Annotated in this window: 19 protein-coding genes; 7 read left to right on the forward strand and 12 right to left on the reverse strand. The window is 65.2% G+C overall.

What is annotated here, in order from left to right; all coding sequences use genetic code 11:
- Positions 1-763 precede the first annotated feature (763 nt).
- Together QRQ56_RS32890 and QRQ56_RS32895 are read left to right on the forward strand one after the other, a co-directional pair.
- Complete coding sequence (locus QRQ56_RS32890; RefSeq protein ID WP_438745568.1) at positions 764-3517, forward strand: beta strand repeat-containing protein; 2754 nt, start codon at positions 764-766, stop codon at positions 3515-3517.
- Between the two features lie 161 nt (positions 3518-3678).
- Positions 3679-4083: a hypothetical protein gene (locus QRQ56_RS32895; RefSeq protein WP_438745569.1), complete on the forward strand. Its 405-nt coding sequence runs from the start codon at positions 3679-3681 to the stop codon at positions 4081-4083.
- A 4-nt stretch (positions 4084-4087) separates the two neighbouring features.
- Here QRQ56_RS32895 and QRQ56_RS32900 read toward each other — a convergent pair whose 3' ends face one another.
- From QRQ56_RS32900 to QRQ56_RS32915, 4 genes are all read right to left on the reverse strand, one after another.
- Entirely contained in the window at positions 4088-4723 is a 636-nt protein-coding gene (locus QRQ56_RS32900; protein ID WP_438745570.1) for a hypothetical protein, read from the reverse strand.
- A 5-nt stretch (positions 4724-4728) separates the two neighbouring features.
- Positions 4729-6984, reverse strand: a complete 2256-nt coding sequence (locus QRQ56_RS32905) for a xanthine dehydrogenase family protein molybdopterin-binding subunit (RefSeq protein WP_438745571.1) — start codon at positions 6982-6984, stop codon at positions 4729-4731.
- 1 nt (position 6985) lies between these two features.
- Positions 6986-7450, reverse strand: a complete 465-nt coding sequence (locus QRQ56_RS32910) for a (2Fe-2S)-binding protein (RefSeq protein WP_438745572.1) — start codon at positions 7448-7450, stop codon at positions 6986-6988.
- Positions 7451-7714: 264 nt separating this feature from the next.
- Positions 7715-8353, reverse strand: a complete 639-nt coding sequence (locus tag QRQ56_RS32915; RefSeq protein ID WP_438745667.1) for a VOC family protein — start codon at positions 8351-8353, stop codon at positions 7715-7717.
- 208 nt (positions 8354-8561) lie between these two features.
- Between QRQ56_RS32915 and QRQ56_RS32920 the strand changes: the two genes are divergently transcribed.
- Complete coding sequence (locus tag QRQ56_RS32920; protein ID WP_438745573.1) at positions 8562-10196, forward strand: thiamine pyrophosphate-requiring protein; 1635 nt, start codon at positions 8562-8564, stop codon at positions 10194-10196.
- A 6-nt stretch (positions 10197-10202) separates the two neighbouring features.
- Here QRQ56_RS32920 and QRQ56_RS32925 read toward each other — a convergent pair whose 3' ends face one another.
- Positions 10203-11786 (reverse strand): MDR family MFS transporter, encoded by a 1584-nt coding sequence (locus QRQ56_RS32925; protein ID WP_438745574.1) that lies wholly within the window; start codon positions 11784-11786, stop codon positions 10203-10205.
- A 388-nt stretch (positions 11787-12174) separates the two neighbouring features.
- On the reverse strand, positions 12175-12690 hold the full coding sequence (locus tag QRQ56_RS32930; protein ID WP_438745575.1) for a YcgN family cysteine cluster protein: 516 nt from the start codon (positions 12688-12690) through the stop codon (positions 12175-12177).
- A gap of 293 nt (positions 12691-12983) precedes the next feature.
- On the opposite strand from QRQ56_RS32930, the gene QRQ56_RS32935 reads away from it, so the two are divergent.
- From QRQ56_RS32935 to QRQ56_RS32945, 3 genes are read left to right on the forward strand one after another with little or no spacing between them, the layout of a single operon-like run.
- Positions 12984-15269: a transglycosylase domain-containing protein gene (locus QRQ56_RS32935; protein WP_438745576.1), complete on the forward strand. Its 2286-nt coding sequence runs from the start codon at positions 12984-12986 to the stop codon at positions 15267-15269.
- Between the two features lie 9 nt (positions 15270-15278).
- Positions 15279-15857, forward strand: coding sequence for a DUF1214 domain-containing protein (locus QRQ56_RS32940; RefSeq protein WP_438745577.1), 579 nt, complete (start codon positions 15279-15281; stop codon positions 15855-15857).
- Positions 15854-16438, forward strand: a complete 585-nt coding sequence (locus QRQ56_RS32945) for a DUF1254 domain-containing protein (RefSeq protein ID WP_438745578.1) — start codon at positions 15854-15856, stop codon at positions 16436-16438. Before QRQ56_RS32940 ends, QRQ56_RS32945 begins: the two co-directional genes overlap by 4 nt.
- A 184-nt stretch (positions 16439-16622) precedes the next feature.
- Here QRQ56_RS32945 and QRQ56_RS32950 read toward each other — a convergent pair whose 3' ends face one another.
- From QRQ56_RS32950 to QRQ56_RS32970, 5 genes are all read right to left on the reverse strand, one after another.
- Positions 16623-17393: an amino acid ABC transporter ATP-binding protein gene (locus QRQ56_RS32950; RefSeq protein ID WP_438745579.1), complete on the reverse strand. Its 771-nt coding sequence runs from the start codon at positions 17391-17393 to the stop codon at positions 16623-16625.
- A 38-nt stretch (positions 17394-17431) separates the two neighbouring features.
- Positions 17432-18127 carry an amino acid ABC transporter permease gene (locus QRQ56_RS32955; protein WP_438745580.1) on the reverse strand — a complete coding sequence of 232 codons (696 nt, stop codon included), beginning with the start codon at positions 18125-18127 and terminating at the stop codon, positions 17432-17434.
- Positions 18124-18918: an amino acid ABC transporter permease gene (locus QRQ56_RS32960; RefSeq protein ID WP_438745581.1), complete on the reverse strand. Its 795-nt coding sequence runs from the start codon at positions 18916-18918 to the stop codon at positions 18124-18126. Before QRQ56_RS32960 ends, QRQ56_RS32955 begins: the two co-directional genes overlap by 4 nt.
- Before the next feature lie 64 nt (positions 18919-18982).
- Positions 18983-19891, reverse strand: a complete 909-nt coding sequence (locus tag QRQ56_RS32965; protein WP_438745582.1) for an amino acid ABC transporter substrate-binding protein — start codon at positions 19889-19891, stop codon at positions 18983-18985.
- A 20-nt stretch (positions 19892-19911) separates the two neighbouring features.
- Positions 19912-21069 carry an aminotransferase class V-fold PLP-dependent enzyme gene (locus QRQ56_RS32970; protein ID WP_438745583.1) on the reverse strand — a complete coding sequence of 386 codons (1158 nt, stop codon included), beginning with the start codon at positions 21067-21069 and terminating at the stop codon, positions 19912-19914.
- A gap of 175 nt (positions 21070-21244) precedes the next feature.
- Here QRQ56_RS32970 and QRQ56_RS32975 point away from each other — a divergent pair, with 175 nt between their 5' ends.
- Entirely contained in the window at positions 21245-22042 is a 798-nt protein-coding gene (locus QRQ56_RS32975; RefSeq protein ID WP_438745584.1) for an IclR family transcriptional regulator, read from the forward strand.
- Between the two features lie 31 nt (positions 22043-22073).
- On the opposite strand, the gene QRQ56_RS32980 is transcribed toward QRQ56_RS32975, so the two are convergent.
- Positions 22074-23048 carry a phosphatase PAP2 family protein gene (locus QRQ56_RS32980; protein WP_438745585.1) on the reverse strand — a complete coding sequence of 325 codons (975 nt, stop codon included), beginning with the start codon at positions 23046-23048 and terminating at the stop codon, positions 22074-22076.
- Positions 23049-23229 lie beyond the last annotated feature (181 nt).

Below are 23229 nucleotides of genomic sequence, written 5' to 3' on the forward strand. Positions count from 1 at the left end.
CGGGGTGGACGACAGGTGATGCCGGTCGCCCGGCCTTCCCTGCGCAGTGGTTTTCACGGTGTCCTTCGTGCTCTCCTCGGGGAGCGTTGCACTATTGCCCCCGTCGCCTTGCAGGATGATCGATGCGCGCACCGGTTGGCCGCGACATCTCCGCCAAGACTTGACGCCAGAACCGCGGGCGTCGGGACCACACGACTTCTCCGTCCGCGCACGTCCCTCGTCCGCATTCCCGGGACTGGCGTGCGCTCGCCGCCGGGACCGAATGAAGGACGCTGTCAGCGCCGTGTCGTATCGCACCTGGTGCTGCTCACGGCTTTGCCGCCCTGCAGCCACCATTGCGCGCCGACGCCGTCGCGGCCACCGCATCCCGGCCCGCGTCTCGTGACGATCGCGAAACGCCCCTCGTGGCGGGCGGGATGTCCAAGCTTGTACGGCAAAACCGAACTTCTGTAAATTCGAATATTTTTACAAGGGTCGATCGACCCAGCGCTGGCGTGTTTTGCCCGTCGGGCAACACAACGGGTTGTAGGTCGGGTCCGCCAATGCCGGCGCGAAACACGGTTGCGTGAACTATCGTTTGCTCCTGCCTTCCCGAAAATCAAGCGGTTCTCAAGAAAAACAGGAGGCGATCCGAAGACTTCAGCCAAGCCGGAACTAACGTCCCGGCCTACAGACGATGCTGTTTGCCGTTCGCCCGGCATCGCGAAACGCGTCACGATACCGCCGCACGGCCTATTTCGATCACGTAGAGCGAGAAGTGAGCATGGCTGTCACAGCAAATTTTTCCACCGGAATTCTCACCGTCCTTGGCAACGGTCACAACAATTCGGTCGTGTTGGGCCGCAATGCGGCGGGGACGATCGTCGTCAACCATGGCGCGGTCCCGATCAAGGGCGGCCCGGCCACGGTCGCCAACACCAAATTGATCCAGGCCTTCGGTCAGGATGGCAACGACATCATCACGATCGACGAGAGCAACGGCGCGATGCCCGCCGCGAACCTGTTCGGCGGTGCCGGCAACGATACGCTGACGGGCGGGTCCGGCGCCGACATGCTGTTCGGCCAATCCGGCAACGACACGCTGTTCGGCAAGGGCGGCAACGACCTCTTGTTCGGCGGCTCCGGCAATGATGTGCTGGTCGGCGGCGACGGCAACGACCAGATGTTCGGTGAAGCCGGCAACGATCGCATGACCTGGAACCCCGGCGACGACAGCGACCTGATGGAAGGCGGCGAAGGCATCGACACCGCCGAGGTCAACGGCGGCAACGGCAGCGAGACGTTCGCCATCACCGCCAACGGCACCCGCGTGCGCTTCGACCGCGTCGATCCCGCACCGTTCTCGCTCGACATCGGCACCACCGAGAACCTCGTGGTCCACGCCGGTGGCGGCGACGACGTGATCACCGCAACAGGCAATCTCGCCGCGCTCATCGCGCTGACGCTCGACGGCGGGGCCGGCAACGACACCATCCTCGGCGGCAACGGCGCGGACCTGCTGCTCGGCGGCGAAGGCAACGACTTCGTCGACGGCAACCAGGGCAACGACACCGCCCTGCTCGGCGCCGGCAACGACACCTTCCAGTGGGATCCCGGCGACGGCAGCGACAAGGTTGACGGACAGGCCGGCACCGACACCCTGCTGTTCAACGGCTCGAACATCGCCGAGACCATTACGCTGTCCGCGGCCAATGGTGGACATACGCTGCTGACCCGCGACGTCGCCAACATCGCGATGGACCTCGATAGCATCGAAACCGTCACCATCAACGCGCGCGGCGGCGGCGACAACATCGTCGTCAACAATCTGGCCGGAACCGACGTCAAGCAGGTCAACATCGATCTCGGGTTGAACGGCACCGGCGACGGCGCGGCCGACACCGTGACGCTGGTCGGCACGAACGGCGGCAATGCCATCGAGATATCCGGCACGGGCACGTCGGTTGCGGTCACGGGACTGCCGGCTGCCGTGGCCATCACCAATACGGAAGGCGCGAACGATGCGCTTCTCGTCGAGGGCCTCGGCGGCAATGACACGATCTCGGCGGCCACGCTGGCCGCAGGCATCGTGCACCTGACCATCGATGGCGGCGCCGGCAACGACACGATCACCGGCAGCGGCGGCAACGACACGCTGATCGGCGGCGACGGCAACGATGTCGTCCTCGGCGGCCGCGGCAACGACGTCGCGCTGCTCGGTGCCGGCACGGACGTCTTCCAGTGGAATCCCGGCGACGGCAGCGACACCGTCGAGGGAGGCACCGGCGTCGACACGCTCAAGTTCTTCGGCGCCAACATTGCGGAAAACATGTCCGTCGTGGCGAACGGCGATCGCGCCCTGCTGACGCGCGACGTCGCCAACATCACGATGGATTTGCACGGGGTCGAGCACGTCGATATCCATGCGCTCGGCGGCAGCGACCATATCGCCGTGGGGGATCTGACCGGGACCGACGTGACGCGGGTGAACATCGACCTCGCGGGGTCCGCGGGAACACCCGACGGCGCCGTCGACACCGTCTCGGTCGATGCCACCCAGGGCGCCGAGACGTTCGGCGTCAGCGGCAATGCCGGCGGAGTGACCGTGTTCGGCCTGCATGCGGCGACCCACCTGACGTCGATGGACGCAACCGATCAACTGACGCTCAACGGCCTTTCCGGCGACGACGTCATCGACGCCAGCGGCCTTGCCGCCGGCGTGCTGCAGCTGACGATCAACGGCGGGATCGGCAACGACACCATCCGCGGCAGCCAGGGCGACGACGTCATCAACGGCGGCGACGGCAACGACGTCGCGCTGATGGGCGCGGGCAACGACACCTTCGTCTGGAACCCCGGCGACGACAACGACACGGTCGAGGGCCAGGCCGGCAGCGACACGCTGCTGTTCAACGGCGCCAACATCGCCGAGAACATCAACATCTTCGCCAATGGCGCGCGCGCCGAGCTGACGCGCGACGTCGCCAACATCACGATGGACACGGGCGGCGTCGAGACGATCGCGTTCAATGCCCGCGGTGGCGCGGACAAGATCACCATCGGCGACATGAGCGGCACTGACGTGACGCAAGTGAAGGTCGACCTCGGCAGCAACCCGGGCACTCCCGGCGGCGACGGCGCGGTCGACAACATCGTGATCAACGGCACGAGCGGCGACGACGTCATCACGCTGTCGCTCAACAGCAACGGCGCGCTGGTGATCGACGGCCTGGCAAGCCAGGTCGTGATCGAGAATTTCGACTTCAACGACACCATCACCATCAACGGCCTCGGCGGCGACGACGTGATCGCGGCGTCGGGCGTCGGTCCCGGCGGCCCGCATCTCGTCTTCGACGGCGGCGCCGGCGCCGACGTGCTCATCGGCAGCGCCGGCAACGACACGCTGCTGGGCGGCCTCGGCGACGACGTGCTGATCGGCGGCGGCGGCCTCGACGTGCTGGACGGAGGGCCCGGCGACAACGTCGTGATCCAGTCGCTGCTGGCCCACGCGAACCTTCACGCGGGCACGCTGGTCTGAGCCGGCAATCGCGACAATCACCGTTCGGGGCCTGGATGGAACGAAACGCCATCCGGGCCCCGACGCTTTAACGGGCTTGGGAGTCCTGATACGCTGCACCGGATCGTGGCCCGGCGAGCCATGCTGACCATCGTGGAACCAATGCTGCCGAGAGGATGCGGATGAGAAGCACGGCGTTCCTGGCTCTCGGCCTCTTGTTTGCAGGCACATGGCCGCACGACAGCGCGAGAGCCCAGACTTCGGTTGCGCCGCCCGTTTCGCTCGCGCCGGCCGATACGTCAGTTGCACGTCCCGGTGCCGCCAAGCCCGCACGCGCGGCGACCAACAGGACTCCGGCGGGCTCCGGACGGGAGACGTCGCCATCCGTCATCGGCATGCCCCAACCGAATCCGGCCGCCGATTATGACGGCTTCAGCGTCGGCAATGATGACGACAATGATGTCTTGCGCCAGGCACCGCCGCCCGTGAGGTCGCGCGCCGCAAGGTCCAGTCCGGATGCGGATGGCCTTGATCAGGAAGACGTGGCCCTGAGGCGAAAGCTGATGATCTGCCAGAACTGCAAGTAGCGCATCAGTTCGGACAGGGCTGCCCCGCCGCGCCCCACATCGCCACGTCCTTGACGTGATCCTCGAAGGTGCCAGGCGGCGTCGAACGCCCGGCGCCGGGCGCCCAGCCGCGCGGAATGAAGCCATTCAGCGAGGCATCGTGCCGCAAATGCTCAACGAGGCCAGCGGCGTTGCGACCGCCGTTGCGCTTGGGATCCTTCATCTGCGCGCAGATCTCGGCGCCGCTCTTGCCGAACCAGATGAATTCGACCGGGGCGAGCTGCCAGTCGATGCCGGCGCGCGGCGGCGCCGGTGCGGGCTCGTTGGCCTGGGTGGAGGTCATGTGACAGGTCGAGCACGGGATCGCTTCGGCGCCGATTCGGCTCTCGCCACCGTGGATGTTCATGCCGTGCACGCGCGGCTTGGTCTCCCCGGCGGGCGTCCAGATCGGAATCGCCTTGGCATCGACGTGGCAGTTGGCGCAGCGCGGATGTGTCACCACGGCTTCGATCCGCTTCCAGGCCGCCAGACCCTCCGCCTGGCTCACGCTTCCCGGCGGCAGGATGTCCTTGGCGGTTTCGTCTTTGGCCGCCACGATCCCCGTGAGGACTGCGATTGACGATGCGGCAAGCACCGTCGCGATCAGAAATCCCTTCATCATCCGCCTCACACGAAATCGATGAACTTGTTGAACGGCATCTCACGGATGCGCTTTCCGGTCGCCGCGAAGATCGCATTGGCGAGCGCGGGCGCAGCGGGCGGCACCGGCGGCTCGCCGACGCCCCTCACCTTCGGATCGTTCTCGAGGCCGCGAACCTCGATGACAGGGCATTGGTAGATCCGCATGGCTTCGTGGTGATTGTAGTTGGTCTGCTGCACCGCGCCCTTGGCGTAAGTGAGCTCGCAATTGATGGCGTGGCCCAGGCCCCAGATGACGCCGCCCTGCACCTGGTTCTCGAAATTGACGGGATCGACGACCTTGCCGACATCGACCGCGACCCAGACCTTGTCGATCCTGATGCCCTGCGGCGTCGCCGTCACCTCGACGACTTCGGCTGCCGGCGTCCCGAACGATTCCACGAACGCGACGCCCCGGCCCCGGCCGTTGCCGAGCGGTCCCTTCCAATCCGACATCTGCGCGACCGTCTCCAGCACCTTGCGATAATGCGGCACGGTGCACATCGCGATCCGCGCCTGCATGGGATCGAGCCCGGCCGCATGGATCAGCTCGTCGATGAAGCTTTCGGTGAAGAAGCCCGACGTCGAGGCGCCGACCGAGCGCCAAGTGGTGCTCGGCGACAGGCCCTGCGCCTCGTAGCTGGTGGCCCGGAAATTGGGGATGTCGTAATAGACGTTCCACAGGCCGGCGGCCAATTGCCCGTCGGGATCCTTCGAGGGCGTGCCCGAACGCTCGAGCAATCCCTTGAGCGGCGTCGTTGAGGCCAGTTGCAGATCGGCCGCGACGATCTTTCCCTTCTCGATGCTGCCGCGATGCCGGGCGATCGCAATCTGCCGCGGAATGTCCTGGAGGAAATCCTCCTCGCGCGAGAACACCAGCTTGATCGGCGTGCCCTTCATCTGGTTGGCGATCTCGGCGAGCACGCGAACGTTCTCGTATTCGAGACGATGGCCGAAACTTCCGCCGCTCCATTGATTGTGGAAGGTGACCTGTTCCGGCTTGAGGCCGATTGCCGTCGCCGCGACCCATTGTACGAAGCGGGGGCTCTGATGACCGACCCAGATCTCCATCCCCTGATCGGTGACGAGGCCGATGCCGTTCAAGGGCTCGAGCGGCTGATGCGCCACGTAAGGCGCGCGATATTCGGCCTCGACGCGCGTGCCCGTCTTCAGCCCGGCTTCGATATCGCCTGTCTTCCGCCACTCCTTGCCGAGGAACTCGGGCTTGAACGAGGACTCCAGAACCTTCCAGTGGTCGGCCTGCTCCGCGGGATAGGCCGACGGCGCCCATTCGCAAACGATGGCGTCGACCGCCTTCATCGCGTACCAGCTGTTGGTGGCGATCACCGCGACGCCGTTCTTGATCTCGAGGATCTTCTTGACCCCAGGCATCGCCCGCGCCTTGCCGGCGTCGTAGGATTTCAGCGGCTGCCCCTTGGCAGGGTTCAGCTTGACGGAGGCGTAGAGCATGCCGTCCGCTTTCAGGTCGATGCCGAACTTCAATTCGCCCATCACCTTGGCGCGGATGTCGAGCCGCGTCATCGGCTTACCCAGCATGCGCCATTTCGAGGGATCGCGCGGCTTGGCATCGAGCACCGGCGGAATCTTCGCGGCGTCCGCGGAGAGATCGACATAAGCGATCTTGCTGCCGTCGGGCAGGATGACATGGCCGGATTGGGTGCGCAGGTCTGCCACCGCGATGCCCGAGCGTTTGGCGGCGGCCGCCTTCAATGTTTCGCGCGCGACCGCGCCGGCAACGCGCAGTTTCTCATAGGTATCCGGCAGCGTGCTCGATCCGCCGGTCATCTGCAGGCCGGCCTGCCGCAGCCATTCGAGCGCCTTGGCGCGCGCTTCCTCGGCGGCCGGGCTCTGGTCCGCCGCGACGAACGGCGCAAACTCGTCAGCGAAGCCGGTGTTGAAATATGCGGGGCTCGGCCCTGCGAAGCGAATCTCGAACTGGCCCGGATCGAGATCCATCTCCTCGGCGATCATGATCGGCTGCACCGAGCCGACGCCCTGGCCGATGTCGGCGTGCTGCGCGATCAGCGTGATCTTGTCCGGGCTGATCTCGACCCAGGGATTGAAGGTCACCGCATTCGGCGGAAGGCCGATCGCGAGCGGATTGCCATCGGCGCTGGGGACTGCCGCCTCAGCGCCGCCATAGGCACCGAAGGCAATGCCGCCGGCGACGGCAGCGGAGCCAAAGACGAAAGCGCGGCGCGACAGCGTCTCGATGTGTCCCATCTCACTTCTCCGCCATCTTCTTCGCCGCCGCCGCGTGGATCGCCGCACGGATGCGCGGATAGGTGCCGCAGCGGCAGAGATTGCCGGACATCACCTGATTGATCTCCTCGTCGCTCGGATTGGAGATCAGGTCGAGCAGCGAGATGGCCTGCATGATCTGGCCGGTCTGGCAGTAGCCGCATTGTGGAACCTGATGCTCGATCCAGGCCTGCAGGACCGGATGCTGCTCCTTCTTCTCCAACCCTTCGAGCGTGACGACCGACTTGCCCGCGACTTCGCCGATATGCGACTGGCAGGAGCGCACGGCGAGGCCGTCGATCTGCACGGTGCAGGCGCCGCATTGCGCAACGCCGCAGCCATATTTCGGACTGGTGATGCCGAGCTCGTCACGCAACACCCACAGCAGCGGCATCTCGGGAACGACGTCAACTCGGTGCTTGGTGCCATTGACGGTGAGCTCGATCATGTCGATGTGTCCCTTCGCAATGTCGAGATCAGCGTGCCTCCGGGGGTTCACGACTGTCAAACCGAATCCCGACAGCATCGGCGCACAGTTTCGAATTCGCACGGCAACGATGATTTCGAAGCGAAGCGGATGCGGTGAATTGCCTATTGCGGCAGCAGTTCCGTAAGACGTGCGATATCTCGTCGCGCGACATCTTGATCAGCGCCGGGACACAAGCGCAGAGAAACGCAAGACCAACGCCGCATGACTGCGGCGCTCAAATACTCACGTCAGCTCTCTTGGTCCGGAGGGCGTTTCGATCCGGGCGCTGTAGCGCAGCTTCGGCCCCGTCATGATGTCGGGCGGCCTGTCGATCGTCAACGCACGATACAGCGTCTCGACCGCGACGGGTTCCGGATGTTCGAGCGTGAAGGATTTGAGCCGCGCGCCGAGATCCGCGATCGCAGCCATCGCGCGAGGCTTGCCGCGCCTATCGATGACCGACGGAGCTGCGCCGTCGAGCGGGAGCGAGCCATCGTTCGGAATGGCGAAGTCGAACGCAGGATCGATCGCGGGAAGCGGAACCCTGGTGCCGAAGATCGTTTCCCGGCCGGCGAGGACAGCGTCGATCACATCGGTCCGCGCGACCCAGCCGCGCAGGCGGCGGCCCTCCTCCCAATCGGACCTGACCCGGTGCTGGTCATCCAGCCCGAACCAGCGCGGACGGCCGGGCGCTGCGGCCTCGGGGTCGAGCGCCACGATTTCCAGATAGACGGTGTCGCCGAGCTGCAGCAGATGATTGTGGGTGCCCATATAGGCGTGGCGCTGCCCGAACGGGACATCGAGATCGAGGCAGTTGCGAACGTGGAGCACACCTTCGGCGAGGCTCGGCGCGATGACCGTGAGATGATCGAGCTTCAGCATCTTCCCGAGAATTCCGCAGCGACGTTGCTGCATCATGCGGTCATCGTCCCCGGCTTGCAACGTCGTCGCCCGTGCACCACGCCGGCAGCGCGTCCTGCATGGCTGACCTGACGCATCCGCGCCGCGCCTCGCTTTACGGTCCGGTCGATTCCTGATCCTCTCTCGACCAGGCCGGATCAACCGGCCAAAGCCTCGAGGGAGAGACGCCATGAAGCTCGGCACCGCCATTGCGGAAATCATGCGGCGCGAGGGGATCGAGATCCTCTGCGGCTATCCCGTCAACCATCTGATCGAGCATGCGGCCAAGGCCGAGATCCGCCCCGTGATGGTGCGGCAGGAGCGCGTCGGCATCCACATGGCGGACGCGATCTCGCGCGTGACGTCGGGGCGCTCGATCGGCGCGTTCTGCATGCAGCACGGACCGGGCGCGGAGAACGCGATGGGCGGCGTTGCGCAGTGCTTCGGCGAATCCGTTCCCGTGCTGGTGCTGCCGATGGGCTATCAGCGCCGGCTCGCGCATATCGAACCGAACTTCAATTCCAGCGAGGCGATGAAGCCTTTCTCGAAATCATCCGAGCCGATCATCCTGGCGGCCGAGGTCGCCAACATCTTCCGCCGCGCCTTCACCAAGCTGAAGAACGGCCGCGGCGGGCCTGTGATCGTCGAGATCCCCTCGGACATGTGGAACGAGGAGGTGCCGGAGCCGCTGAACTACGCGCCGGTGCTGCGCACGCGCTACGGCGCCGACCCCGTGCACGTCAGGGAAGCGGCCAACCTGCTCGTCAATGCGAAACGGCCGGTGATCTATGCCGGCCAGGGCGTGCATTACGCGCAGGCCTGGCCGCAATTGACGCGTCTCGCCGAACGGCTGGCGATTCCCGTCACCACCAGTCTCGGCGGCAAATCCGCGTTTCCCGAGACGCACCCGCTTTCGCTCGGCTCCGGCGGCCTTGCGGTACCGCGCGCGGTACCGAAATTCCTCGCTGAAGCCGACGTCATCTTCGGCATCGGCTGCTCGTTCACGGAGACGAACTTCGGCATCGCGATGCCGAAAGGCAAGACCATCATCCATTCCACGCTCGACCTCAACCATCTCAACAAGGATCTGGAAGCGCAAATCGGCCTCGTCGGCGATGCCGGCCTCGTGCTCGACGCGCTGCTGGAGGAGATCGGCAAGACCGTCACAGCGGACCGGGATGCATCGACCGTCGCGGCCGAGATCGCAGCCTCGCACAAGGAGTGGCTGGCGAAATGGATGCCGAAGCTCACCAGCAACGATGCGCCCCTCAGCCCCTATCGCGTGCTGTGGGACCTGCAGCACACCGTCGACATCGACAACACCATCATCACCCATGATGCCGGCAGCCCGCGCGACCAGCTCTCGCCGTTCTGGAAATCGACAAAGCCCCTCACCTATCTCGGCTGGGGCAAGACGACGCAGCTCGGCTACGGCCTTGGGCTCGCGATGGGCGCCAAGCTCGCGAAACCCGACAAGCTCTGCATCAACGTCTGGGGCGATGCGGCGATCGGCTTCACGGGCATGGATTTCGAGACCGCGGTGCGCGAGCGCATCCCGATCATGTCGATCCTCCTCAACAATTTCTCGATGGCGATCGAGCTGAAGGTGATGCCGATCTCGACGGAAAAATATCGCTCGACCGACATCTCCGGCGACTATGCCGCGATGGCGCGCGCCTTCGGCGGCTATGGCGAGCGGGTGACGAGACCGGAAGACATCATCCCCGCGATCAAACGCGGCATCCAGAAGACGCAGGAAGGCATTCCGGTGCTGCTGGAGTTCATCACCAGCAAGGAAACCGAGGTGTCGCGGCCGGGCACGTGAACGGCCCTACTCCGCCATCTCGACCGGCTGCTTCGCCGACGGGCCTGCCAGCGGCCGCTCTTCCATCGCGATCAGGCACAGCGCGGCCGTGGTCATCAGCGCGGTGGCGGCGCCGAACACGTAGCGGAAGGCGTGGCGCATATCGTCGGTGGGAATGGCGACACTGCCCGCGACGTGGTGCTCGCCGGCGAGCGGGACGTCGATGCCGAGCGCGATGAGCAGGATCGCGGCGAAGGCGGCGACCGTGAACGAGGACATCAGCGAGCGGAAGAAGTTCATCGCGCCGGTGATGGTGCCGACCTGCGGACGCGCGACCGAGTTCTGCAGCGAGACCACGCAGACCGGGAACGTGGTGCCGAGCCCGAGCGCGAACGCCGCCATCAGCGTCAGGAGCCCCCAGAGCGGCAGGGTGGTGAGCGTGAGGGCGAGGCCGCACAGCGCGGCCCAGGACGTACCGATGATGGCGACGCGCTTGTAGTGCTTGGCGCGGGCCATGGTGCGGCCGGCAATCGCCGCGCCGCAGGTCGAGACCGCCGCGAGCGGGATCAGCGCAAGCCCCGCCTCGCTGGCGCTGAGATGATAGACCTGCTCGTAATAGAGCGGCAGCTGCACGGTGAGGCCGGTGATGGCCCCGAGCCCGCAGCCGCCGGCGGTCAGCGCGAACGGCGCCACCGATCCGGTCAGCATCTTCAACGGCAGGAACGGCTCGTCCGCGCGACGCGCGTGCCAGACGAAGCTGACCGCGAGCGCGACGGCGCCGCCCACCATCGCCAGCACGGTCGGCGACAGCCAGGGATAGCGCGAGCCGCCCCAGGTCAGCACCAGCATGAAGACGACGGCGGAGGCCATCAGCAGCACGCCGCCGAGCCAGTCGACCTTGCGCTTGCGGTGGAACACCGGGATCTTCTTCATGTTCGGCAGCAGCAGCACGAGCGCCGCGGCCGTCAGCGGCAGGTTGATCCAGAAGATCATCGACCAGTGCAGATGCTCGGCGAACACGCCGCCGATGACCGGGCCCAGAATGCCGCCGACCATCCAGACGCTGGAGAAATAGGCCTGATACTGGCCGCGTTCGCGCGGGGAGACGACGTCGGAGATCACCGTCTGCACGACCGGCATGATGCCGCCGCCGCCGAGCCCCTGAAGGCCGCGCGCCAGGATCAGCATCGGCATGTTCGGCGCGATCGCGCACAACACCGAGCCCGCGACGAACAGGCTGAGCGAGGTGATGATCATGGCCTTGCGGCCATAGATGTCGCTGAGCGTGCCGAACACCGGCGCGACCGCGGTCGAGGCGAGCAGATAGGCGGTGATCACCCAGGAGAGATTGGAGACGTCCTGGAACTGGCGTCCGATCGTCGGCAGCGCGGTCGCCACGATGGTCTGGTCGAGCGCCGCCAGGAACATCGTCAGCATCAGGCTGATGACGATGGTGCGGACCTCGTCCTGAGACAGCGGCACCGGCGGCGCGATGGACGGAGCATCGTCGACGCTGAGGACTTCGCTCGGAAGCCGCGACAGCTCCTCGGCGATGTCGTCGGGCAAAGCCTGGATGTCGGCAGAATGGCTCTGCCGGTCGAACTTGTTCATCTCGCTCGGACGTCGTGGGGCGGCGCAACGCCGCAAAGGATTCGTTCTATGCAGCCAAATGTAGACAGCAAAGTTCTTCCCTGGCAGGCACCGCGGCGCATGGGTGCATCCCGCCCCCGGGTCATCCCCAGGGCTATCGCATATGGCTTTCGGTGACAGCTGAGCGCACGCCTCGTCCTTCGAGACGACCGCTCCGCGGTCTCCTCAGGATGAGGCTAAGCAGCAGCTTTGCCTTCGAAATAGCTGCCACGCACTCTGTCCTCATCCTGAGGGCCCGCCGGAGGCGGGCGTCTCGAAGGATGGCCGCAAGTGAGCTTCTCGTCACGTTGTGCCCATAGGCGATTGCCCTGGGGTCATCCCGAACAAGTGATCGGAGGCGTGCGGCGGCTCAGTCCTTCGGGCGTCGCTTCAGGCGTGCCCGTTTCGGCAGCTGCGCGGGCCATTGCACGATGTGATTTTCAAGCTCCTCGTCCGGGATGTCCGCTTCGCTGCCCTCGACACGGCCGCGCACGGAGACGCCGGCTTCGTGCACGGTGTTGGGATCACCCGAGACCAGCGGATGCCACCAATAGAGGTCGCGCCCCTCGGCCACGAGCTTGTAGCCGCAGCTCGGCGGCAGCCAGTTGAGGGTACGGACATTGGCCGGCGTCAGGCGGACGCAGTCCGGAACCTTGTCGGACCGATTCGGATAGTCCTTGCAGGCGCAGCTGGTCCCATCGAGCAGCTTGCAGCCGATATGGGTGAAATAGATCTGCCCGGTGTCCTCGTCCTCGAGCTTGTTCAGGCAGCAGCGCCCGCAGCCGTCGCACAGGCTTTCCCATTCGGGCCCCGACATCTCTTCCAACGTCTTGGTTTTCCAGAAGAATCCTTCCTGGCCGGAAGGTCGTTTGGGAGCTGCGGTCATGCGCCTCAACAAGAGTTCGAAAAGGGAACGGCAATGCCATCTAGGGCGTGCGGCCCAGGTGGCGCAAGCAAAGCACCCGTAAGGCCCGTAATGACCCGGGGGCAATTAGGCCTGTTGTTCAAAATCGCGAGCGTGACCATTGGTTTATGGGCGCCGCTCGGTTAGAAGGAACAGCAAGTCCCTCGGATGCTGGCCGGGCGCCTTGGGTTTGCCGCAACATTCCCCCAAGACGTCTCGATGCCGCCCCCGGCCGGGTGCTTGAACGCTTTCGAAGCGAGCCTCAAGGGTTCTAGGTGCGCCAGATCATACCACCGCATTGGAAGCAGAAGATCCGGAATTTCTTCCTGGATCTCGATGCGCGCATCGACTCCTCGCTGTTCTCCTCGGGCAAGGGCATTCGCGAGCTCTACGAGCGCTACTCGACCTTCATGGACCGGTTCTATGTCGGACGCTGGAAGCGCTGGGTGTTCATCGAGCCGCTGTCGGAAGCTGCAACCCTCGGCCTCGGCGGCCTGGTCGTGATGCTCACGCTCGCCATCCCCGCCTTCCGCGAGACCGCGGACGAGGACTGGCTGAAGAAGTCCGATCTCGCGGTGACCTTCCTCGACCGCTACGGCACCCCGATCGGCAGCCGCGGCATCAAGCACAACGACTCGATCCCGCTGGAAGATTTTCCTGATGTGCTGATCAAGGCGACGCTGGCGACCGAAGACCGCCGCTTCTACGAGCATTTCGGCATCGACATCGCTGGTACCGCGCGCGCTCTCGTCACCAACGCGCAGGCCGGCGGCGTCCGCCAGGGCGGCTCCTCGATCACCCAGCAGCTCGCCAAGAACCTGTTCCTGAGCAACGAGCGCACCATCGAGCGCAAGGTCAACGAGGCCTTCCTCGCGGTCTGGCTGGAATGGCGCCTGACCAAGAACGAGATCTTGAAGCTCTATCTTGACCGCGCCTACATGGGCGGCGGCACGTTCGGCGTCGACGGCGCGGCGCATTTCTACTTCAACAAATCCGCGCGCGACGTCACGCTGTCGGAAGCTGCGATGCTCGCCGGCCTGTTCAAAGCGCCGACGAAATACGCACCCCACATCAACCTGCCCGCCGCGCGTGCCCGCGCCAACGTCGTGCTCGACAATCTGGTCGACGCCGGCTTCATGACCGAGGGCCAGGTGTTCGGCGCCCGCCGCAACCCGGCCTTCGCCGTCGACCGCCGCGACGAGGCGTCGCCGAACTACTATCTCGACTACGCCTTCGACGAGATGCGCAAGCTGGTCGACACCTTCCCGAAATCCTACACCGAGCGCGTGTTCGTCGTTCGCCTCGCGATCGACACCAACGTGCAGAAGGCGGCGGAAGACGCCATCGAGAACCAGCTGCGCCAGTTCGGCCGCGACTATCACGCGACACAGGCGGCGACCGTGGTGTCCGATCTCGACGGCGGCATCCGCGCCATGGTCGGCGGCCGCGACTACGGCGCCAGCCAGTTCAACCGCGCCACCGACGCCTACCGCCAGCCCGGCTCGTCGTTCAAGCCTTACGTCTACACCACGGCGCTGCTGAACGGCTTCACGCCGAACTCGATCGTGGTCGACGGCCCGGTCTGCATCGGCAATTGGTGTCCGCAGAACTATGGCCATTCCTATTCCGGTTCGGTGACGCTGACGCAGGCGATCACCCGCTCGATCAACGTCGTGCCGGTGAAGCTGTCGATCGCGATCGGCCAGAGGAACGAGCCCAAGGCGCAGAACCCGGCCAAGGTCGGCCGCGCCAAGATCGTCGAGGTTGCACGCCGCTTCGGCCTCAAGGCCCCCCTGCCCGACACGCCGTCGATGCCGATCGGCTCGGACGAAGTCACCGTGCTCGAGCATGCGGTCGCCTATGTCACCTTCCCGAACCGGGGCCGCTCGGTGACGCCGCACTCCGTGCTGGAGGTGCGCACCGGCGCCGGCGACCTCGTCTGGCGCTGGGACCGCGACGGCCCGAAGCCGAAGCAGGCCATTCCGCCGAACATCGCCGCCGACATGGCGGGCATGATGAGCCACGTCGTCAGCGAAGGCACCGCGCGCCGCGCCGCGCTCGACGGCATTCCGACCGCGGGCAAGACCGGCACGACCAATGCGTATCGCGACGCCTGGTTCGTGGGCTACACCGGCAATTTCAGCTGCGCGGTGTGGTACGGCAATGACGACTATTCGCCGACCAACCGCATGACCGGCGGCTCGCTGCCGGCGCAGACCTGGCACGACATCATGCTCGCGGCCCATCAGGGCGTCGAGGTCCGGGAGATCCCCGGCATCGGCATGGGCCAGAAGCTGCCGCCGCAGCATGTCAGCAACGCGCAGGCCAATGCGGCACCGAAGATCCTGGAGACCAAGCCCGGTCCGCCGCCGGTGCTGACCAAGCGCGGCGCCGACATCCTGGTGCGCGTCGAGAAGCTGCTCGACGACGCCGCCAAGGCCGCAAACAAATCGGCCGCCGACGACAGCAAGTCGGCCAAGCCATCGTCGACGAGCGCGCTCGCCTTCCCGCAGAATTATGCGGAAGAGAATGCGAACGCATCCGCCCCGCGCAAGAACTGATCGAAGCAAGTGCGGCTGATCCTGATCACATTGACGGCGCTTCTGCTCGCGGGCGTGGTCGGCGTCGGCGCGACCTGGATGACGACGACGCGCGGCACCGAGATCGGCGCGCTGACCATCGGCGCCTGGACCGCGCGGCCGCGCACCGGCACCGCCGACGTCGATCCCTATTCGCGCGCCACCATCGTGCGCAACGGCGAGCTGCCGATCGGCACCGGCGACGGCGTCGCCTTCACCGCCACGGCCGACGACAAGAAGAAGGCGCTCGACGGCCGCTGCGACGTGATCGTCTCCGGCGTGACGCCGCCGGCGCGGTTCTGGACGCTGACGCTGTACGACCGCAAGGGCCATCTCGTCGCCAATTCGCTGCAGCGCTACGGCTTCACCAGCCAGGAGATCCTGCGCCAGTCCGACGGATCGTTCGAGATCCGCATCGCCTCGCGCTCGCGCGCCGGCAACTGGCTGCCGACCGGCGGCATCGAGCGCTACGCCCTGATGCTGCGCCTCTACGACACGCCGGTCGGCGTCGCCACCCGCACCCAGCGCGATGCGCCGATGCCCACCATCTCGACAGTGGGCTGCTCATGATCCGCCTGGCGTTCACCATCGTTACCGGGATCGTGCTGGGCCTCGTCGTCCATCTCGTCAGCGTGCTGGCGCTGCCGCGCATCGCGACGCAGGACGCCTATTCGCGGCTGACGCCGATGACGAAGGTGAACGGCGTCACCCAGCTTCCCCTCGCCGACCCCTCGACCTCGCCGATGCCGTTCATGGATCCGGCCTTCGCGCTCGCGATCTGCCGCTACGACCTCACGAGCGGGCCGATCAAGCTGACGGTGCCGGTGAGCCAGGCCTACACCTCGGTGTCGTTCTACACCCGCAACGAGATCGCCTATTACGCCATCAACGACCGCTCGGCCGGCCGCAAGGTGATCGAGCTCGACCTGATGACGGAAGCGCAGCACAACGAACTGCCCGAGGACGAAGAAGTCACCGCGGCCGATCGCCTGATCATCGACTCTCCCAGCGCCACCGGCCTGATCGTGATGAAGGCGCTCGCCGCCGAACCCGGCCTGATGCCGCAGGCACAGGCGACACTGCAGGCCGCCTCCTGCGGCCCGCAGACCGAGCCGCCCGCCAAGGCCGAGGCCCCGCGCGGCCGGCGCTGACGCGCGGCGCACTCAGCAGCCTGACAAAAAGTTCGAAAACAACCCCATGCACAGTAGCGGGGGTGTTGAAATCATTGGGCTCTTCGGTCGTCGATGATGGCGCTGCCGGGCTTAGATGACGTTGCTTTGACGCGTCGGGCAAAACACCGGCAGAATGGCATCGTCACGACGAACGTCGCTCCTATCAATGAATGATCTGACCGAGGAAATCCCGCGCGCGCTCCGTGCGCGGCGCGCGGAAGAAGGTTTCGGGATCGGCTTCCTCGACGATCACTCCGCGGTCCATGAAGACCACGCGGTCGGCGACTTCGCGGGCAAAGCCCATCTCATGCGTGACGCAGACCATGGTCATGCCGTCCCGCGCGAGCTCCACCATGATGTCGAGCACCTCCTTGACCATCTCGGGGTCGAGCGCGGAGGTCGGCTCGTCGAACAGCATGATCTTCGGCTGCATGCAGAGCGCGCGCGCGATGGCGACACGCTGCTGCTGGCCGCCGGAGAGCTGGCCCGGATATTTGTCCGCCTGGTCGTGAATACGCACCTTGCGCAGGAAGCCGAGCGCGCGTGCGTGCGCCTCCGCACGCGACAGGCCGCGCACCTTCATCGGCGCCAGCATGCAGTTCTCGACGATCGACAGATGCGGAAACAGGTTGAAGCTCTGGAACACCATGCCGACTTCGCGGCGAACGCTGTTGATGTCCCCCAGCCGGTCCGTCAGCTCGACGCCGTCGACGACGATCCGGCCGGCGTCGTGCGTCTCGATATGATTGATGCAGCGGATCAGCGTCGACTTGCCCGAGCCCGACGGCCCGCAAAGCACGATCTTCTCCCCTGCCCTCACACTGAGATTGATGTCGTTCAGGGCCGTGAAGCGGCCGAACCGCTTCACCACCCCCTCCACGGCGACGATGGCCGGCGGTCGGCGCGTCTCGTCCACAACGGTCTGCTGCACCATTTTCGTCTCCCAGGAAGCAGAATGTCTCGTCCGATTGCCTATCGACGCGCTCCGGCGATCGCATAGCGCTTGCGCAGCATTGCAACGCCCTGCGAGGCCGCCGAGCTGATCGCGAGGTAGACCACGACGATCACGAGATACATCTCGACGAGACGGCCATTGAGCTGCGCCAGCTTCGAGGCGGCGCCGAGCAGGTCGGTGAGCGAGAGCACGTAGACCAGCGAGGTGTCCTGGAACAGGATGATGGTCTGGCTCAGGATGATCGGGCTCGCCACGCGGAGCACCTGCGGCATGATCACGCTGCGATAGGTCTCGAACGTGGACAAAGCGAGCGCCTGACACGCCTCGAACTGCCCGCGGTTCACGGCGCGCAGGCCGACGCGAATGATCTCGGAATAGTAGGCCGCCTCGAACAGGCCGAAGGTGATGAACGCCGTCCAGGTGGCGCCGATCGGGACCGGCCGCCCGCTTCCGCTGAGATGGCCGAGCACGATCGGCACCAGGAAGAAGAACCAGAACAAGACCAGGATCAGCGGGATCGAGCGGACCAAAGCGATGTAGGCGCGCACGACCTTTCCGATCACGGGCACCTCGAAGTGCTGCAACAGCGCGAAGGCGGTGCCGAGGACCATGCCTACCACGAAGGCGACCGCGGTGAGCGCCAGCGAAAACAGCAATCCGGACCAAAGATAAGGCCACGCCTGCAGAACGATCGAGAAATCGAGGCTGTTCATTTCGCGATCTCCATCCCCGCCGGCAACGAGCCGGCCTGTCGAACGTCCTCGGCGAGGTTCGGCGCGATATCGTCCTCCGTCCGCGCCGTGCCGGGGATGCGCACGGCCCTGTCGATCAGCGCCATCCCCTGATAGGCAATCAGCGCCAGCGCGAGGTAGATCAGCGTTGCGGCGCCGAAGGCGGTGAAGGTCTGGAACGTCGCTTCGCTGATCTGGCGCGCCTGCGCCGTGAGCTCCATCAGACCGATCGTGAGTGCGACCGATGTGTTCTTGTAGATGCCCATCACCTCGCTGGTGAGGCTTGGCACGATCAGGCGCAGCGCCTGCGGCACGATGATGTGGCGATAGGTCAGATACGAGCCGAGCCCGAGCGCGCTCGCCGCCTCGGTCTGCCCCCTCGGCAGGGCCTCGATCCCCGCACGGACCTGCTCGGCGATCCGGGCCGCGGTGTAGAGCCCGAGGCAAATGAGCGCCGGAAAGAACGATCCCCAGGGCGGCGGAATTTGCTTGATCGCGTTTCCAAGCGTCGTGGGAAGGATCTCCGGCAGCACGAAATACCAGAGGAACATCTGCACCAGGACGGGGATGTTGCGGAAGATCTCGACATAGAGCCGCGCCAGCGCCGCGACGGTGCGGTTCTGCACCGTGCGGCCGATGCCGACGACAATCCCGACCGCAAAGGCAATCCACCAGCCGAGGAAAGCCAGCGCCAGGGTCCAGCCGAGGCCCGACAACAGCCAGTCGATATAGCGCTGGCCATCCGCCGTCTGTTCAAGAAGCACTGCGAACATGGCCAACCTCGAAGCTTTCGGATGCGAGAGTGGATCAGCGTACGCGAAAAATTCCTGTTCTCCGCTAGTCGACCGCGTCGCTGGGTTGGGCGATCCGCTGCTGCAGTTCGTCCGTGAGCGGGAAAGCGAGGTTCTCGCCCTTGGGCGGAATCGCCCGGGTGAACCACTTGGCGTAAGTCTTCTCGAACTGGCCCGAGGCCATCTGCTTCGACAGGACGTCGTCGACGAGCGCCTTGAAGGGCGCATCGCCCTTCGTGAACATCAGCCCATAATAGATCTTGGCGTAGCCCTCGGGGAGAAAGATCAGCGCATCCGGTTTCGGAGCGGCGGCCTTGAGGCCGGCGAGAAGGATGTCGTCCTCCATGAAAGCGACAGCGCGGCCGGTATTCAGCATCAGGAAGGATTCGGCGTGGTCCTTCGCCTGGACGATGTTGAAGCCGAGCTGCTCCTTGGCGTTCACGCCCTGTGCGAAGCCGACGGCGTTGGAGCCCTGTGTCACGACGACGGTCTTGCCCTTGAGATCGCCCGCCGTCTTCAGGCCGCTGTCCGCCTTGACCAGCCAGCGCGGCTGGCTGACGAAGGTGGCGACCGAGAACGAGACCTGCTCCTGCCGCTTCTTGTCGTTCGCCGTGCCGCCGCACTCGATGTCGATGGTGCCGCTCTGAATGAGCGGGATCCGGTTGGACGAGTTCACCGGCGTATATTTGACGGCGAGATTGGGCAGGTTCAGCTCCGTCTTGACCCTCTCGACGATCGCCGCGCAGAGATCCAGCGAGAAGCCGATCGGCTTTTGATCGGGACCGAGATAGGAGAACGGGATCGACGCCTCGCGGTGACCGATGGTGATGGCCCCGCTCGACTTGATCCTGGCGAGCGTGGGGCTGTCGGCCGCGATCGACGGCGCGGCAAAGGCGGCGGCGGCCGCGAGGCCGGACAGAACGCCCCAGACACGTGCAAAACCAGTCATGTGCATCTCCCCTTCTGAAAAACGGTCTAGGCGGCCTTTGACGGCCTCACGCCGCGCCGCCTGACGACGTCGATCAGGCGATCGACGTCGTCGAAATCGTTGAACATCCCGAACGACACGCGAATGCCGTCGCGCTCGGGCGACACGCGAATGCCGTTCTCTTCGAAATGGCCGAGCCATTCGGCGGCGGGCAGCGCGATGACATAGATGTGCGGCGCGCGGTGCCGCCGCTCGCGCGGGCCGACGAGGCGAACGTCCAGCGCATCGAGGCCCGCGATGAGATGATCGCCGAGATCGAGACAATGGTTCTGAATGTTCTGCACGCCCAGGGCTTCGATCATGTCGAGCGAGGCGCCGAGCGCGTGGATCGCCGGAAGATTGAAATTGCCGAGCTCGAAGCGGCGCGCGCTCGCGGCCGGCTCCAGCCGGTCAGGCCGGGCGATCAGATCGGTCGGGACCTCCGCAAGGCTGGCGGCGGCAAGATAAGCGGGCTCGAGCTCTGTCCTCGATTTGTCCCAGACCAGCAGGCCGAGACCCTGCGGCACGAGCAGGCCCTTGTGGCTCCCCGACCCGACGAAGGTCGCGCGCATCGTCCTGGCGTCGATCGGCACGATGCCGATCGCCTGCATCACGTCGACGATGAAATTGAGCCCTTTCTCCGCGCAGAGCGCGCCGATGCTTTCGACGTCGAAACGATGGCCGGCGTGGAAGGTCACCTGCGACATCGAGATCGCCCGGGTGTTCTCGCTGATATGCGGACGAAGGCTGTCTGCGTTCACGACCTCCGTCATCGGCGCGAAATCCACCGTCACGCCCTTGCGCCCGAGATTGAGGAACGCATAGGCGTTGTTGGGATGATCGCCGTGGATCATCAGCACCCTGTCGCCGGCGCACAAAGGCAGCGCATTGGCGGCGATGTTCATGCTTTCCGACGTGTTCTTGGTGAAGGCGATCTCATCGGCCGTCACGCCGAGAAACCGCGCCAGCTTCGCGCGAGTCTGCTCGACGCGGTCGAGCCACACGCTTTTCGGGCCAGCCGTCTCAAGACCCTCGCGGAGGAAGAGATCAATCGCCGCCTTGACCGGCCGCGCGAGCGGCGTCTGGAAACCGGAGTCGAGATAGGTGATGCGCTCGACGGCCGGAAATTCCTTCCGCACGGCATCGACGTCGTAATGGCGAGACATCCCGTTCTCCCGATGAACGCACCCGGCGGCGCGCACGCACTGCACAAATCCCGATCACCTGTCGGCAACGCCAACGATATGGGCAATGCGCTTGGACGGTCGAGCATAATTTTCATATTTCAATAGTATTCATTCCGAAAAATGATAATTTAAAGATACGACCTCGGGAGGATAGATGCCGCAGATCAACGCCGATGGACCGCTCGACCGGGCCTTCGCCATCGTGGGCTATGTCGCCGGCCAGGTCAGAGCCGTCTCGGTTGCGGAGATTGCCGGCGCACTGGTCCTCCCGTTGCCGACTGCGCATCGCCTGATCGGCAATCTCGAGCAGCGCGGATTGCTGCAGAAGGCGTTGGGGACCAAGCGCTACGTGGTCGGCAATCAACTGGTCACGCTGTCGGCCAAGGTCATCGGCGCGGCCTTCCGCACCGCGCGCCGGCATGCCGTGCTGCGCGCCGTCGCGGCCGAGATCGGCGAGCAATGCGAGATCGGCGTCGTGCGGGACAACGTCGTTGCCTATGTCGACAGTGTCCGCGTGTCGCAGCCACAGGGGCTGCAGTTCAATCCCGGCGAAGCGGCGCCGCTCCACTGCACCTCGACGGGCAAGATCTATATGAGCCGGCTGCCGGAGCGCGCGCGCGAGAAACTGTGCCGCGCACTCGCACTCACCAAATACACCGAGACCACCATCGTCGATGTCGAAAGCCTGATGAAGGTCCTCGACGAGACCCGCAAACGCGGCTGGGCCAAGACCAACGAAGAATATGTGCGAGGCGTGGTCGGCTGCGCCGTGCCCATCCTGTCTCCGGATCGCCAGCTGATCGCCTGTCTCGGCGTCTCCGTTCCCGTGGCCCGCGTCAGCTTCGCCGAGCTGGACCGGTTCATCGCGCCGCTTCAGAAAGCCGCCGCGCTGCTCTCGGAGACCATTCTCCAGGCTGACGAGGACGCCAGCGAAGCATCAGAGGAGTCTTGAGCTGCGTCCACTGGCGCCGTTCGCGACGAGTTCATCGGATCTCGGATTCCGCGGGGACTGAATAAGCCGGTCTCGGTGCGGGATGCTGGGTCGCGAATTTGCGCCAAACGCTGCGGTCCGTCGCGCAAATGCTCAACGCGGCCAAAGCCACGCCCGCGAAGACGTCGACGAAGTAATGTCCGCCGATCAAAGGTGTTGCGATGAGCATGCCGCCATTGAGGATCAAGGCCAGGGGTCGTAGCCACCAGACCGCCCAGAATCCCCACAGCGCAAGGATCGCCGCAGCGGCGTGAAAGCTGGGAAACGTGACAATGCCGGAAATCTGGGAGAGCTCGAGAATACGCAGCGACCCGTCCCGCGCGAGCGGCAGGCGCTCGAGCTGGATCAGATATCCCATCGCCTTGAAGCTCTCGGAATCGGCGGGCAATCCGTATTGCTGGTACGTGCCGATGGCGGGGACCAGTGCCGACACGACGGCAGTCACGCACACGGTCAAGGTGCAGGCCAGAACGAAGCGCTGTAGCCGGACATAGTTCTTGCTGAACCCGAGAACGATGGGAACGGTGAGCGTCGGCGACAAAATCATCGCGTAGAAAAGGACGGCGTATTGCAGCATCACCGGCCTTGTGACGAAGAACTCGTAATAGGCGGGCCAGTCGAGCCAAAGGAGCTGATCGAGATGAGCGAGACTGGCGTCCTGCAGGGGCAGATTGGCCGAGGCCGCGATGTAGGTCAGCGGAGCTCCGAACAGTCCGAGAACCGTCAGCTGCGCGATGGCGAGGAGGACGAACGCCGATCGCGTTCCCCATGTCCGCGAGATCAGATAGCGACCTGATATCACGAGGCCGGCTGTCACGAGCAAGCTCGTCACCAGATCGGCGTCGATGGCCACCGAGAAGTGCGATAGTGCGAGCGCTCCTGCGAGCATCGCGCCCATCGCCGCCAGCGGGATCCAGTTGGCCCGGTAGAGCCGCCAAGCCTCGCGCTGCTTATCCGCTTCCGCCATTGCAATCCACCCGCATAGCCGCTTTCGCGAAGGTTGTTTTTGTGACGTGTGGCAATCGGTTGTAACAACCCGTATGTACGCGTGAGCGCGTTAAGGGCGACTGAATGCGCTTGGTCGACTTGAATCCAATTGAAGGAAATCTATAGGGGAAGGTCCCGTGCCACGGCCGGGCACGCGCGGC

This window comes from Bradyrhizobium sp. U531 (assembly GCF_051710265.1).
Taxonomy (GTDB): Bacteria; Pseudomonadota; Alphaproteobacteria; order Rhizobiales; family Xanthobacteraceae; genus Bradyrhizobium.